This window comes from Pseudarthrobacter sp. CCNWLW217 (genome assembly GCF_037203985.1).
Lineage (GTDB): Bacteria > Actinomycetota > Actinomycetes > Actinomycetales > Micrococcaceae > Arthrobacter.
In genome coordinates this window covers 42844-56586 of sequence record NZ_JBBCBT010000019.1, presented here as the reverse complement: position 1 = coordinate 56586, position 13743 = coordinate 42844, and the positions used below count along the sequence as shown (strand labels likewise).

Annotated in this window: 10 protein-coding genes; 5 read left to right on the top strand and 5 right to left on the bottom strand. The window is 65.1% G+C overall.

The window, feature by feature from the left end:
• Positions 1–134: 134 nt before the first annotated feature.
• Positions 135–1253, bottom strand: coding sequence for a histidinol-phosphate transaminase (gene hisC / locus V9L18_RS18810; protein WP_337348677.1), 1119 nt, complete (start codon positions 1251–1253; stop codon positions 135–137).
• A 58-nt stretch (positions 1254–1311) separates the two neighbouring features.
• Here hisC and V9L18_RS18805 point away from each other — a divergent pair, with 58 nt between their 5' ends.
• A complete protein-coding gene (locus tag V9L18_RS18805) occupies positions 1312–1740 on the top strand; it encodes a phage holin family protein (RefSeq protein WP_337348676.1) in 429 nt (142 codons plus the stop codon).
• Positions 1741–1748: 8 nt separating this feature from the next.
• Here the strand turns inward: V9L18_RS18805 and V9L18_RS18800 are convergent, their stop codons facing one another.
• Together V9L18_RS18800 and V9L18_RS18795 are read right to left on the bottom strand one after the other, a co-directional pair.
• Entirely contained in the window at positions 1749–3194 is a 1446-nt protein-coding gene (locus V9L18_RS18800; protein ID WP_337348675.1) for a hypothetical protein, read from the bottom strand.
• The gene (locus V9L18_RS18795; RefSeq protein ID WP_337348674.1) at positions 3194–3496 is read right to left on the bottom strand and encodes a hypothetical protein; all 303 of its coding nucleotides are present in this window, start codon (positions 3494–3496) and stop codon (positions 3194–3196) included. The genes V9L18_RS18800 and V9L18_RS18795 overlap by 1 nt, the downstream gene beginning before the upstream one ends.
• A 169-nt stretch (positions 3497–3665) precedes the next feature.
• Here V9L18_RS18795 and purB point away from each other — a divergent pair, with 169 nt between their 5' ends.
• Both purB and V9L18_RS18785 read left to right on the top strand, forming a co-directional pair.
• Positions 3666–5108, top strand: a complete 1443-nt coding sequence (gene purB / locus V9L18_RS18790; RefSeq protein WP_337348673.1) for an adenylosuccinate lyase — start codon at positions 3666–3668, stop codon at positions 5106–5108.
• Positions 5109–5352: 244 nt separating this feature from the next.
• Positions 5353–6024 (top strand): histidine phosphatase family protein, encoded by a 672-nt coding sequence (locus V9L18_RS18785; protein ID WP_337348672.1) that lies wholly within the window; start codon positions 5353–5355, stop codon positions 6022–6024.
• Positions 6025–6028: 4 nt separating this feature from the next.
• Here V9L18_RS18785 and V9L18_RS18780 read toward each other — a convergent pair whose 3' ends face one another.
• Complete coding sequence (locus V9L18_RS18780) at positions 6029–6964, bottom strand: serine/threonine-protein kinase (protein WP_337348671.1); 936 nt, start codon at positions 6962–6964, stop codon at positions 6029–6031.
• A gap of 347 nt (positions 6965–7311) precedes the next feature.
• Positions 7312–7821 carry a MarR family winged helix-turn-helix transcriptional regulator gene (locus V9L18_RS18775; protein ID WP_337348670.1) on the bottom strand — a complete coding sequence of 170 codons (510 nt, stop codon included), beginning with the start codon at positions 7819–7821 and terminating at the stop codon, positions 7312–7314.
• A gap of 213 nt (positions 7822–8034) precedes the next feature.
• Between V9L18_RS18775 and V9L18_RS18770 the strand changes: the two genes are divergently transcribed.
• Positions 8035–12900, top strand: a complete 4866-nt coding sequence (locus tag V9L18_RS18770; RefSeq protein ID WP_337348669.1) for an NAD-glutamate dehydrogenase — start codon at positions 8035–8037, stop codon at positions 12898–12900.
• Positions 12901–13040: 140 nt separating this feature from the next.
• A complete protein-coding gene (locus V9L18_RS18765) occupies positions 13041–13544 on the top strand; it encodes a GNAT family N-acetyltransferase (RefSeq protein WP_337348668.1) in 504 nt (167 codons plus the stop codon).
• Positions 13545–13743: the final 199 nt, after the last annotated feature.

The window sequence follows — 13743 nt, the reverse complement described above, 5'->3', positions numbered from 1 at the left end:
GCCGCATGCGGATGCGTTGCAATGTCGCTGGGATATATGCCGCTGGAGGAATGCATTCCGCAGCGGGCATATATATTGGCTTACTGATCCTAACTTTATCTTCAGTAGGTAGCGCGCGGGCTACATGTTAAGCGCTAGGAACGGCGTGGCGGCTTTGTATAGTCTGCACACAACCGCAGGAAACGGGTGTTGGCTTCCACCTCGCCGATACTCACCCGGACACCCTCGGTGCCGAAAGCCCGCACCGAGAGGGCCTGGGCCCCCGCCAGTTCGGCAAATTCCGTACTGTTGGCACCCAGGTCAAGCCAGACGAAATTGCCCTGCGCCTCGGGGACGAACCAGCCCAGTTCGCGCAGTTTAGCCGTAACCCGGTCCCGTTCATCCACGATGCTTTGTACCCTTTCTACAACCTGGGGGTAGTTCTGCAGCGAGACAATTGCTGCCTGCTCGGCGATTTGGGACACCGCAAAGGGTGTGGCTGCGACGCGGAGGTGCTGCGTGAGCTCCGGATTCGACACGCTGTAACCCACCCGCAGCCCTGCGAGGCCATGGGCCTTGGAGAAGGTCCGGAGCACCACCACGTTGGGGTACTTGCGGTACATGGCGATGCCGTCAACTGCGTCCTCGGCCCGCACGAACTCCTGGTAGGCCTCATCGATGACCACCACGACGTCGGACGGGATGGCCTGGATGAAGCGCTCTGTTTCCGAGGTGGTCAGAACGGGACCGGTGGGGTTGTTGGGGGTGCACAGGAGGATTACCTTGGTCCGGACGGTGACCGCCGCCGCCATGGCCTCGAGGTCGTGGCGCCCGTCCGCGGTCAGGGGAATGCGGACGCTTTCCGCCCCCGACAGGCCGACGCTGATGGGATACGCCTCGAAAGAGCGCCAGGCATAGATCACTTCGTCTGCCTTGCCGTCGTCGTTCTGGCCGGCGAAGGTGGTCAGCAACTGGTTGAGGGCGCCGAGGCTTCCCGCCCCGGTGACGATGTCCTCCGCCGGGACGTCGAGGAACTCGGCGAGCGCCGCGCGGAGCTTGCTGCTGAGGGGGTCCGGATAGCGGTTGAAGTCGGTCTGGCGTGCGATGGCCTCCACAACGGCGGGGAGCGGGGGCAGCGGGTTCTCGTTGGAGGACAGTTTGTAGCTGGCCAGTCCGTCAACAGCGACGGGTGGCTTGCCGGCTGCGTAGCGGGGAAGCCGGCCCACCACTGGACGCGGCATGATTCCCCCTGCAAGGGTCTCTGGTGAGGTCATGCCAACTAGCCTACTTCTCCCCTGCCCTGGTGTTCGGGCGGTGTGACAGCATGGGCACATGCGCTCTTTCATCATGCGGGTCCTGATCAACGGTCTGGCTCTCTGGATTGCCAGTTGGATCCTGCCAGGCCTGGATATTTCCACTGCCGCCACCACGAACGCCGTTGCCGAAACCGGTGTCACGCAGGGCACGGATGCCATCGGGGTCACCCTGGCCTATCTTTTCGTGGGGCTGATTTTCGGCGTTGTCAACGCGTTCGTCCGGCCGCTGGTCAGCTTCCTCTCATTGCCCATCACCATCCTCACCCTGGGCCTTTTCACCATCGTCATTAATGCCGCCATGCTGTATTTGACGTCCTGGATCAGCGGATATACGCCGGTGCGTTTCACCATCGATTCCTTCTTCTGGACTGCGGTTCTGGCGGCAATCATCATCAGTGTCATCTCGGTGGTGGCAGGGCGGCTCCCAGGCGCACGGCGGCGCTGAAGGACAGCTCACCGCGCCCGATCAATCTCAGACGGACGCGGAGGGGGCATTGGTTTCCGTACAGCCACGGGCGGCAGTTCGGGTGGCTTCGAACGGGTCAGTGCGAAGCGGGTAGCCGTTGCCGTGCCGCCGACTCCCAGGACGCTGCCCAGGACGGCGGTTGAGGCCACAAGGGAAGGATCATCGCTCACGGCAACGAGCCGGGCGCCTTCCTGGTAGTTAGTGAGCTTATGGCCTGGACCCAACCCTGGGTCCTCGCCATCGGCGGTGCGGACGTCGTTGGTCAGCGTCACGGTGACACGATTGCGGGTATCAGGACTGGCAGCGCCATCGGATCCAGGCACCCAGTCCTGCCTATGCTCCAGATGCAGGGTGCTGATGGCTGGGTCCGGTTCAATGCTGCCCACTGGAGACCCTGCCGTCAGCACGTACTTGACGTTGTACTCGGCATGGAACTGCGCATCGGCCGCCATGTTCATGGCATGGATCCCGCCTTGGCTGTAGCCGACGGTGACCACGGATGCCCCCTGTTCCGCACCGGCGGCCCGCAGGGCCTTCAACACGGCCGCATTGACCTCGGCAGAGCCGTAACCCAGCCCCTCCGCGATGCCGGCTTCGTCGAAAGGATTGTCGCCGCCCATCTCCCCGCCTGCGGGCTGCGTGCCGGGAACAATGACCACGAAGGCTTTCTGACCGCCGTTATCCACTTTGAGGACCTCGATGTAGCCGTCTCCCCGTTCATCAATGAGCCGTGCGCGTTCCAGCAGGCCTGCCGGTGATGCGTCCAGCTCCACGGGATAGGACTCCACCTCGCGGGCAGCAACAGGGCGTGGCTCCAACATCCGGGGATGAAGTCCGGCCAAGCTCCTGATCATGGGGGTGGCGGCCCCTACGTGCGCGGCGGCCGAGGCATCGGCCGCAATCTTTCCAGCCAGATATGCCTGCGGCCCGTACATGACGCCGAGTAAGGCCGGGATATTTCCCAATGCAAGCTCAGCGGCGTCCCTATTGAAGGAACCTGTCACCTCGGCATCCCGGATCTGTTTCAGGCAAGTCCCCAGCCCCGTCAAAGCGTGCTCCCGCCTGAAAGACATCACTGCCTCGGCCACTTCGTAGTCTCTCTTGCAGTCGCGTACCTGCTGGCTGATGTGCTGCAGCTCCGTCCGGACTGCCTGGATGCTCCACTGGGCCTCCCCGATGTCCATCAGGGCAGCCGTGCCGGTGGGGTGCGGCTCATTCCCGTAAAGGCAGAAGTCTTCCCAGATGCGGCGAACCTCCACTTCCACGGCAGCCAACTCCTCCGCGGCTGCGTCAAGCTTCTCAGCGCCCCCGGCAAGTTCCTCCAGCTGAAAACTGATGCCGCCCAAGCCTCCGCGGATCTCCAGGAAACCGTCCACTGCCGGTCCGGTCAGGTGGATGGGTCCGCCGCTGCCCGACGGGGTTACCTCTGCCATCAGAAGCTCCCCGCCGGGCTGCCGGCCAAGGCTCCCACCGCCTGCGAGTGGCGCCTCACGGATGCCACTGCGTCCTCCAGCCGCCCACGCGCCCTGCCCAACGACACCTCCTGGAGTGCGACTGAATTCCGGTATGCCCGTCCTGCCGGCGACTGCCAGTCCAGGAGCTGGATCTCCCGAAACCCGGCGAGGACCTTTTCCACCCGCCCAAGACACAAGTCAACCCGGCCTGCCAACCGCTGAACCTCATAACTGCGGGACTCGCATGCCGCCATGTCGGCTGCCGCCACGTCACTGCCCATGTCCAAATCCCCCTGCAGGTCGGGATGCCTGATCCCTTAGCCGCCGCTGTCTGGACCTGACGCTACGGAACGGCGCCCGGCCACGGAAGCACCGCCGTCGGCTATGTGGACAAGTCACACCCAGCAGCCGCTTAAGCGGTGGGTGGGCAGTTCGTGAAAGAATCAGCACATGCCTGAAACTGCCGCCACAGCTGATACCCGCACGCCCTCCGGACGCCTGGCCCTCGCCGCGTCACCGGACCAGATCGCCCTGGGCCCGCTGGACGGCCGCTACCAGTCCGCCGTCGCACCCCTTGTTGACTACCTGTCCGAGGCGGCCCTCAACCGCGACCGTGTGGCCGTCGAAGTCGAATGGCTCATTCACCTGACCAGCAACAACGTCCTTCCCGGCGCCGGCCCGCTCACAGCGGAACAGCAGGAGAAGCTCCGCGGCATCGTCACTGAATTCGATTCCGCCTCGGTCTCCGAACTCGCCGAAATCGAGGCCGTCACCGTCCACGACGTGAAGGCCGTGGAGTACTACATCGGCCGCCGCCTGCCCGCCATCGGCATCGAGCACCTCACTGCGATGGTCCACTTCGGCTGCACCTCAGAGGACATCAACAACCTCTCCTACGCACTAGGCGTCAAGGGTGCTGTGGAGGACGTGTGGCTGCCGGCCGCCCGCGCCCTTGTGACGCAGATCGGCAAGATGGCCGAGGACAACCGCGCAGTTCCCATGCTGTCCCGCACGCACGGCCAGCCGGCCACGCCCACCACGCTGGGCAAGGAGCTTGCTGTCATCGCGCACCGGTTGACGCGCCAGTTGGACCGCATTGCCAAGACCGAATACCTCGGCAAGATCAACGGCGCCACCGGCACCTACGCAGCCCACGTGGCTTCAGTTCCCGGAGCCGACTGGCAGCAGGTTTCCAAGTCCTTCGTGGAGGGGTTGGGCCTGACCTGGAACCCGCTGACCACCCAGATTGAAAGCCACGACTGGCAGGCGGAGCTGTACGCCGACGTCGCGCGCTTCAACCGGATTCTGCACAACGTCTGCACGGACATCTGGAGCTACATCTCCATCGGCTACTTTGCCCAGATCCCCGTGGCCGGCGCCACCGGATCCTCGACGATGCCGCACAAGGTCAACCCGATCCGGTTCGAAAACGCCGAGGCCAACCTCGAAATTTCCTCGGGCCTCCTGGACGTGCTGGGCTCCACGCTGGTCACGTCCCGCTGGCAGCGCGACCTCACGGACTCCTCGAGCCAGCGCAACATCGGCGTGGCATTCGGCCACTCCCTGCTGGCCATCTCCAACGTCGCCAAGGGCCTGGACCGCCTCGACGTAGCAGAGGACGTCCTCGCCGGTGACCTGGACACCAACTGGGAAGTCCTGGGCGAGGCCATCCAAATGGTCATGCGGGCCGAGGCGATTGCCGGCGTCGAAGGAATGGAAAACCCGTACGAGCGCCTGAAGGACCTCACCCGCGGACAGCGTGTGGATGCCGCGCGGATGCAGGAATTCGTCCAGAGCCTGGGCCTGTCCGCCGAGGCCGAGGCGCGCCTGCTCGCGCTGACGCCCGGCAAGTACACCGGCATCGCGGACCAGCTGGTGGACCACCTCAAGTAGGACGGCCTGTACGTCCAACAAAAGTACGGCGGTGCCGGGCTCCTCGAGGGCCCGGCGCCTTCGTTTTGGGCTTCGGTGGCCGCTCCTCGTTCGTTCCCGCCCAGTTGCTGGCCCGGGCTTCGCGCGTGTCGCAGTGACACGCCGTGTCTTGCCGCCCTGTGGCATCAGGAACCGGGAAGGAACGCACGACGCCGGACGGTCACGCAGGCGCCCCGGCCTTGCCGCAAGATGCGAAACTGGGAGCATGAAGTTGCTGCTCATCCGCCACGGACAGACCCCCGGTAACGTACTCGGCCAGCTGGACACGGCCCATCCGGGGCCTGGGCTGACGGAGCTGGGAAAGCGGCAGGCAGAGGCCATGGCACGGTCACTCGCCGATGAACCGATCGGGGCCCTCTACGCCTCAACACTGCTCCGCACGCAGATCACGGCGGCACCGCTGGCACGGCTGCATGGCCTCGACGTTGAGGTGCTGGACGGGCTCCACGAGATAGAGGCCGGTGCACTTGAAAAACTGACCGACCACGAATCACACATGCGGTACATGAGCACGGTGTTCGCGTGGGCAGCCGGTGACCTGGGCCGCCGTATGCCGGCCGGTCCGGACGGTCATGAATTCTTCGAGCGGTACGACGCCGCCATCACCCGGATTGCCCAGCGCGCCGCCAGCAACGGGAATTCTGCCGCTGCTGCCGTGGTCAGCCACGGCGCCGCCATCCGTACTTGGGCCGGCCTCCGCGCTGCGGACGCCGACCATGAGTTCGCGGCCCGCCATGTCTTGTCCAATACAGGCATCGTGGCGTTGGAAGGTGATCCGGACGCAGGCTGGAAGCTCATTCATTGGGACGGGAGCCCGGTGGGTGGCCTTGCCCTGGCCGATCCCACCGCCGAGGACCCCACCGGCGGGACCGCCTAGCGTGTCAGTCCGCTGACGCGGGCTTCCCGAAGCGGACCTGGCGCGCCGTGCCCAAGGACACCAGGTTGGCGTACCGCGGGCGGCCGCGGGGAATAAGGCGGGAGGCCAGGGCCGAAGCTTCGGCGGCTGTCGGCCTGTCGGCCGCGTCCATGGCAGTGGCGGCGGCCAGCAACTCGTGCCACCCGCGGCCCAGGCTGTGCGGGATCTCGGGGCTGCGCAGGGTACGGGCCACGAGTGATTCCAGGGGTGTCCCGGGAAAGGCTTTTGTACCGGTCAGCAACTCAAGCAGGACAAGCCCGAGGGCGTAGACATCCCAGGATGGCTGGGCGGCCTCCCCTGATGCCTGCTCCGGACTCATGTAATGCGCCGTTCCGGAGGAAATGCCCGGCTCGGGCAAGGTCCCGGCGCGGGCGGCAATGCCAAAATCTACTATCCTCACAGGGCTACGCCGTAGCCCGCTCAGCATCAGGTTTGCAGGTTTGATGTCGCGATGGACCAAGCCCCGCGCATGGAGGTGGCTGACTCCGTCGAAGAGGTCCACGGCCCACGCGGCGACGTCTGTCCGGCTGTGGTCCGCGACCCTCAGCCTTTCCGAAAGGCTGGTGCCAAAAGCAAGTTCCTCGACAATGAATGGCCTCCCCGCCTGCAGGGAGCCCTCTGGCACGAGTCCCTCCGCCACGAAGCCGATAATGGCAGGGTGTTCCAACCCGGCCAATATCCTGGCCTCATTGTGGATCCTTGCCAGCTGCTTGGTAGTGGAATCCGCAGCGATCTTGACCGCAACGTCGCGTCCGCCGGCAAGGTCCACTGCGCGGTATACCTCGGCCAGCGAGCCCCGGCCCAGCCGCTCACGAAGCTGGTAGCGGCCGAGGAGGAGGCCCCCGACGGCCGCCTGTCCCCCATTGCGGGGAGCTTGAACCGGGACGGCCAGGGCTGTCATGGCCTTGAAGCAGAAACGGGATGGCTGGCCAGTGAACTTTCAAAGAACGGTCCGGCGCCCCAGGCATCCAGCTGGAAGCCGCAACTGCAGCGCCATACGGGCGGCAGGCGCACAGGCTCGGCAGGAGGTTCGAAGCTGTAGCCGGTCGCCAGCGGCCCCATTGTCGGCGTCCCCAGTTCCATCAGGCTTCCGCAGTGGACCGGAGCGTCCGGGCCCTCGACGGGATATTCGTCTTCGCAAAGCATGGATTCCGGTTCGCAAACTCCGGCAATACTTACCAACGCACACGCCTCCTTCACACTCACAAACCCCAGGACTGATCGTAAGCATACATATAACTAGTCAGGCTAGCTAATCTCAGGGGCCGTGTCCTCGTGAACAGCGGAGGTCATGCTGTTGAGGAACTGCACCACAATGCGGGCCTCCTCTGCGCTCAGGCCTTCGGCAACAGACATCATTCGGCGATGCATGGCCCCCAGCGTGAGCCTCACCTCCTGATCCGATTCCGTGGTGGGGACGACGATCACCGAACGGCGGTCCGACGGGTGCGCCTCGCGGCGGACATGGCCGCTTGCAACCAACCGATCGATGAGCGAGGTGGTGGAAGCACTGGTGATGCCCAGAATCCGGCTCAGATCCTTTGGCACCACGGTCTCGCCGGAAGCCTGCGCCCGCAGGAGGAAGCGGAGGGCGAGGATGTCGGTTTCGCCCATGCCCATCGAATTCCTGGTTGACCGTCGAACGGACTGTTCCGCCGCCCGGTAATCCCGCAGGGCTTTCAGGACGGCCGCCCCGGAGTCGAGTTGGCCGTCCGGGCCGTACCAGTAGCCGGATCCGTCAGTTTGATGTGCGCCCATTCCACAATCCTAGACGGGCTGGTATCTAGACAAGCTTGCGATCCGGCAGGTGGCCCGGCAGGCGGCGGGCTTGCGGGTGCATGATGCCGAGGACCAGTAGTCGCATGACGCCGGGGAACAACACTGGACTGCATTGGCTGCGGCGACCATGATGAAGAGTAGGCGCGGGGAGGCGTGATCCCGGCAGCCCGCCGCGCACGGAGGCGCAGTGGCATGGCACGGACATCGGAGCAGACCCCCGCAGGTTCGTTGGAACCCGACGCGGATTTCCTCGCCGCATACTACGCGCACGTAGCTGCCGAGGACCTGCACAATGACGATCCTGAGACCCTCCGCGCCAGGGCAGCCCACCATCTGGAGCTGGCTTCCCGGCGGCGTCCCGGTGAGACCGCCGTCGGCATCCTGAACGAACTGGACACCAGCGTCGTGGCGGTGGTCGCCGAAGACCTGCCCTATCTGGTCCAGTCGGTCACCGCAGAGCTCACGCGCGAGGACACCCCGATCCACCAACTGGTCCACCCCACCTTCCTGGTGCACCGCGACCCTGTTTCCCATGCACTGCTGGAAGTCCGCCCTGGTCCGGCCAGGGAGGGACTGGAGGCGGGCAATGCTGTGCCTTCCGATGGAACGCCCGAGGTCTGGATCGGCATGGAAATTGGGCGGTTGGCCGACACCGAGGCGGCCCGGGCACTGATGGAACGGCTGCGGGCCGTCGTGGCCGACGTGCGTGCAGTGGCCCATGACGAGGCCGCTATCCACGGCAAGCTGTCCGCAGCAATCGCCGCAGCGGGGCAGGCGCCGCCTCATGCTGTTTCAGCGGCCCAGCAGCTCCGCGATCTGCTCCGCTGGCTGGCCGAGGGCAACTTCGTCTTCCTGGGCTACAGCGAATACGGATTGACGACGGCGGGAGGCGTTGATCCGCTCGCCCTCAGGCCAGGCTCGGAGCTGGGGCTGCTGCGCCACCGAAGTCCCTCCACCACACTCGTCCCGGACACCGGCCCCGGTCCCCGGAACAGCGCAGGGGAATCCGGCATGAAGGACCAGCAGGTCCTCGCCTTGGCCACCTCTGATGTTCGCTCCACTGTCCTGCGGGGATCGTACCTGGACGAGATCCGGGTGAAGGCCTTCGACCAGTCAGGAAAAACCACCGGAGAACAACGGTTCCTGGGCCTCTTCACACCCAGCGCCGAGCACCAGTCCGTCCGGCGGATCCCGGTGATCCGGGAAAAATTGAACGCAGTCAGCGACGCTCTTGGATCGGCGCCCGAGTCCCCGCAGGGCAAGGATCTGATTGCCGCTCTGGAAGCGATCCCGCGCGAGGTGCTTTTCCAGATCGACATCCCAGACCTCAGCCGGCTCGCGCGTGAAATCATGCGCGCGGAACAGCTCCGGCAGACACGGCTGTTCCTCCGCCCCGATACACTCGGCAGGTTTGTGCTGGCTCTCGTCTTCTTTCCCCGTAAGCGTTACAACACCGCTGTCCGGCTGCAGATGGAGCGCGAGTTTACTCACGCCTTCAAGGCCACTTCCATCGAGTTCGAGGTGCGGCTCTCCGAATCGCCCATGGCGCGGATCTTCTTTCGGATCGGAACTGCGGAGCCACAGGCTGACACACGTCCAGCGGCAGTCCGCGAGGCACCAGCAGGCCAGCCCGGCGTCGACCCTGCCCAACTGGAGCGTGACCTGATCGCTGCCACACGCTCCTGGGCGGAAGGCCTCGACGAACTCATCCGCGAGCGCTTCCCGGCTGCGGAGGCAGCGGGAATTTCCCGCCTGTGGTCCCACGCGTTTCCGCCGGCTTACCGCGCGGACTACCGCTTGGACACCGCGGTCCGGGACATTGCGAACTTCGAAGCATTCGACCTGGACGGAGACGGTGGCCGCCCCTCCGGCGATCCCCTCCTGACGGTGACCCGGTCAACAGCCACCCCGGGAGAGGCACGGATCCGGCTTTACCTGACACGGCCCCGGAGCCTGACGCAGATCCTGCCGTTCCTGCACAACCTGGGCCTGGAGGTCCTGGACCAGCGTCCATTCGGGATCCGGCGCGGAACGGCCCGCGAGCTGTTCCTGTACGACTTGGGCGTGAAATATCCGGCCGGCGTAGACCCGGAGGCAACCAGCGACCTGCTGGCGCAGGCTTTTCGCGCCGCGATGCGCGGGGACATCGAGTCCGATGCAATCGATGCCTTGGTCATCAGGGAGGGCGTGGCGTGGCGGCAGGCCGTAATCCTGCGAAGCTACGCGAAGTACCTCCAACAGCTGGGAACCACCAATTCCTACGGCTTCATCGCCGAGACCCTGAAAAACAATGTCCGGGCAACCCACGCCCTCCTGGCGCTCTTCCAGGCAAAGTTCGACCCCACCCTGGAACCTGCCGCCCGGTTCCGTGAAACGGCCGCGGCGCGCACGGAGGTCCTGGCAGCCATCGAGGCCGTACCCGTCCTGGATGCCGACAGGCTGCTGCGCACGTTCATGAACCTGGTGGAATCCACGCTGCGCACCAACTACTTCCAGGACAAAGGGCACCTGAGCTTCAAGCTGACGCCGGCTGCCATCGTCAACGCCCCGTTTCCGCGGCCGAAATATGAGATCTGGGTTTACTCGCCACGGGTGGAAGGGGTCCATCTCCGCTTCGGCGAGCTGGCCCGCGGCGGGCTGCGGTGGTCCGAAAGGAGCGAAGATTTCCGCACCGAAGTCCTGGGCCTGGTCAAAGCCCAAAACCTGAAGAATTCCGTCATTGTGCCTACCGGGGCCAAAGGCGGCTTCTATCCAAAACGCCTCCCGGATCCCTCCGTTGACCGTACGGGATGGCTGGCGGAAGGAACCGAGTGTTACCGCATTTTCATCCGCGGACTCCTGGACCTTACGGACAACCTCGTGGTGTCACCGGCGGGCGAGAAGATAGTGCCGCCGCCTCAGGTGGTTCGCCACGACGGTGATGACTACTACCTGGTGGTGGCGGCGGACAAGGGTACAGCGGCCTTTTCCGATACGGCGAACTCAGTGGCGCACGAATACGGCTTCTGGCTCGGGGACGCCTTCGCGTCAGGAGGCTCCGTGGGCTATGACCACAAGAAGATGGGCATCACTGCCCGTGGGGCCTGGGAATCCGTCAAGCAGCACTTCCGTGCGTTGGGCATGGATCCACAGGCGCAGGACTTCACCGTGGCGGGCATCGGAGACATGAGCGGGGACGTCTTCGGGAACGGCATGCTGCTCTCACGGCACATCAGGCTGGTGGCAGCGTTTGACCACCGCCACATCTTCCTCGATCCAACGCCCGACGCCGAGACCTCCTTCCGTGAACGCCGGCGGCTCTTCAGCCTGCCGCGCTCATCCTGGGCCGACTACGATCCGTCACTCATCAGCGAGGGCGGCGGAGTCCACCCGCGCAGCGCGAAGGCCATCGGCATCACCGAGCAGGTCCGGGTTTGCCTCGGCCTGCCGGCCGGTACGTCCGCGCTCCCGCCGCATGCCCTGCTCCAGGCCATCCTCCGGGCGCCGGTGGACCTGCTCTACAACGGCGGGATCGGAACCTACGTCAAGGCTTCCTTCGAACGTCACCAGGACGTAGGCGACAAAGCCAACGACCCCCTCAGGATCGACGGCGACCAAGTACGGGCCCGTGTCATCGTGGAGGGCGGCAACCTGGGCATCACCCAGCGTGGCCGGATCGAGGCGGCCCTCAGCGGCACGCTGCTGAACACGGACGCGATCGACAACTCAGCCGGAGTGGACTGTTCGGACCACGAGGTCAACATCAAGATCTTCGTTGACCGAATGATCGCCGCGGGGCGCATGCCGGACACCGAACGCGGCCCGTTCCTGCACTCCCTCACTGACGAAGTGTCCCGGCTGGTGCTAACCAACAATGCCGACCAGAACGTGCTGCTGCTCAATGACAGGCACTTGGTGCTTGAGTGGAGTCCCGGGTTCGAACGTGCCATGGACTGGCTGGAGAACGCTTCGGAACTGGACCGCGGACAGGAAGCACTGCCCAGCACGGAGCAGCTTCGCGAACGGCTCCGGTCCGGCAAGGGGCTGACCTCCCCGGAGCTGTCTGTCCTTGCCGGTTACGCGAAAATCGAACTCGCCAAGGAACTCACGTCCAGCGACCTGGCCGATGACCCGTGGTTCCAAGGCACGCTCCGAGGCTACTTCCCCCACCAGCTGGCCGAACGCTTCGACGCCGAGCTGGACTCGCACCCGCTCCGCCGCCAGATCATCTGTACGGTGGTGGCGAACGACATGATCAACCTGGGCGGCATCACCTTTGCGTTTCGGGCAAAAGAAGAAACCACCGCCACCGCAGCGGCGGTGGCGCGAGCCTTCGTGGTGGCGCGCCAGGCGTACGACTTGCCTTGGATCATGGACAACATTGATGCCCTGCCCCCGGAATTTCCCAGTGATCAGGCCGCTGAACTCGCCATCCATATGCGCCGCGTCCTTGACCGGGCCACCCGCTGGTATGTGACGCACGACCACCGGGACCAGCGCATCGCCACAGCCCTGGCCCGGATCATGCCCACGTTGGAGCTGCTGCGAACGCGGACGTCGGATTACCTGCGCGGCTCCGATATCGACCGGGTCCAGGGGCGCCTGGCACACTGGGACAGCCTGGGCCTCCCGCGGGAGTTGGGCGTGCGTGCCTCTGATCTCCTGGAGAGCTTCGGCCTGCTGGATATCTCCCTCATATCCGAACAGGTGCACGAGCCCATCCCCATCATCGCCGATCTCTACTACGCGGTCTTCCAAAGGATCGACGCCGCCGGCCTCCTCCTGCGCATCACGGACCTGCCGCGCCAAAGCCGGTGGGAGACACTCGCCCGGGCGGCGCTGCGTGACGACGTCTACTCGGCCGTCGCCGACATGACCATCTCGGTGATGCAATCCAGTTCGACGCCGGGAGCAGGAGGACCCGACGCCGTGGAACGCATCGTGGCCTGGGAGCGCGGACACCAGGAGCAGCTGGCACGGATCAAGGACACCTTCGCGGAGGTGACCGGCCCGGGCCAGGTGGACATCGCGTCAATCTCAGTAGCGCTCAAGCTCCTGCGGACGCTCGTGCGGCAGTAAGCCCTCCGCGTTTGTCCCGCCAGGGCGCGTGGGCTGCACCATCACTGACTGTTCTCTGGGCGCTTACGCGAAGGAAACACCGCGGTAACCGCGGCCTCCTAGGCTTGTCAGGCATAACCCTTCGGCGAAACGAGGCAGCCATGCAGACCAATCCCCGACTCAACATCAGGCAGGTCACCTGGTCGAACCCCGTGGGTGCCGACCTGCGCCGGGCCCAGCAGGCGGAACTGGACGCTCGCTTTGGCACCCCTGACCACGAACCCGGCACGCCGCCGTCGTCCGCGGACTGCGCCGTGTTCCTGGTGGCCTACGACAAAGGCTCCGGGCAGCCCGTGGGCTGCGGTGGCCTGAGGCTGCTGGATTCCACGACGGCGGAGATCAAACGGCTGTACGTCCTCCCGTACACGCGGGGTTCGGGAGTGGCCAGCTCCATCCTGGCTGCCCTTGAGGCCGAGGCATACAAGCAGGGGATCACCCGGATCAAGGCCGAGGCCGGATCGGCACAGCCGGATGGGCGGAATTTCTACGAAAACTCCGGCTTCGAAAGCGTTCCCAATTTCGGCCCGTACATCGGAGTGGCGCACTCCTACTGCTACGCGAAATCCATCAACTCGCGCAGCGCCGCCCACACGGCCATGGCCTGAACCGGAGAAACTGGGCTGTCCGCTAACTCGCTGATCACGCGCCACAGCATCCCCACCGAGACCCGCGCCCAGGACTGACGACGGCGGCACGCACCGCCGTGGGCATGCCGCCCAGCGTTCACCGCACGTTTACGCACCGTGCCCTGAACGTTTTATCGGGTCCTCCAGACTCATCAGCCGAGCTGTTTATCGAATCGAT

Bases quoted from the DNA above. Each gene is read 5' to 3' on its own strand.
- V9L18_RS18795 (WP_337348674.1), bottom strand. From the start codon at position 3,496: ATGGGCAGTGACGTGGCGGCAGCCGACATGGCGGCATGCGAGTCCCGC.
- purB (WP_337348673.1), top strand. From the start codon at position 3,666: ATGCCTGAAACTGCCGCCACAGCTGATACCCGCACGCCCTCCGGACGC.
- V9L18_RS18765 (WP_337348668.1), top strand. From the start codon at position 13,041: ATGCAGACCAATCCCCGACTCAACATCAGGCAGGTCACCTGGTCGAAC.
- V9L18_RS18805 (WP_337348676.1), top strand. From the start codon at position 1,312: ATGCGCTCTTTCATCATGCGGGTCCTGATCAACGGTCTGGCTCTCTGG.
- V9L18_RS18770 (WP_337348669.1), top strand. From the start codon at position 8,035: ATGGCACGGACATCGGAGCAGACCCCCGCAGGTTCGTTGGAACCCGAC.
- V9L18_RS18800 (WP_337348675.1), bottom strand. From the start codon at position 3,194: ATGGCAGAGGTAACCCCGTCGGGCAGCGGCGGACCCATCCACCTGACC.
- hisC (WP_337348677.1), bottom strand. From the start codon at position 1,253: ATGACCTCACCAGAGACCCTTGCAGGGGGAATCATGCCGCGTCCAGTG.
- V9L18_RS18775 (WP_337348670.1), bottom strand. From the start codon at position 7,821: ATGGGCGCACATCAAACTGACGGATCCGGCTACTGGTACGGCCCGGAC.
- V9L18_RS18785 (WP_337348672.1), top strand. From the start codon at position 5,353: ATGAAGTTGCTGCTCATCCGCCACGGACAGACCCCCGGTAACGTACTC.
- V9L18_RS18780 (WP_337348671.1), bottom strand. From the start codon at position 6,964: ATGACAGCCCTGGCCGTCCCGGTTCAAGCTCCCCGCAATGGGGGACAG.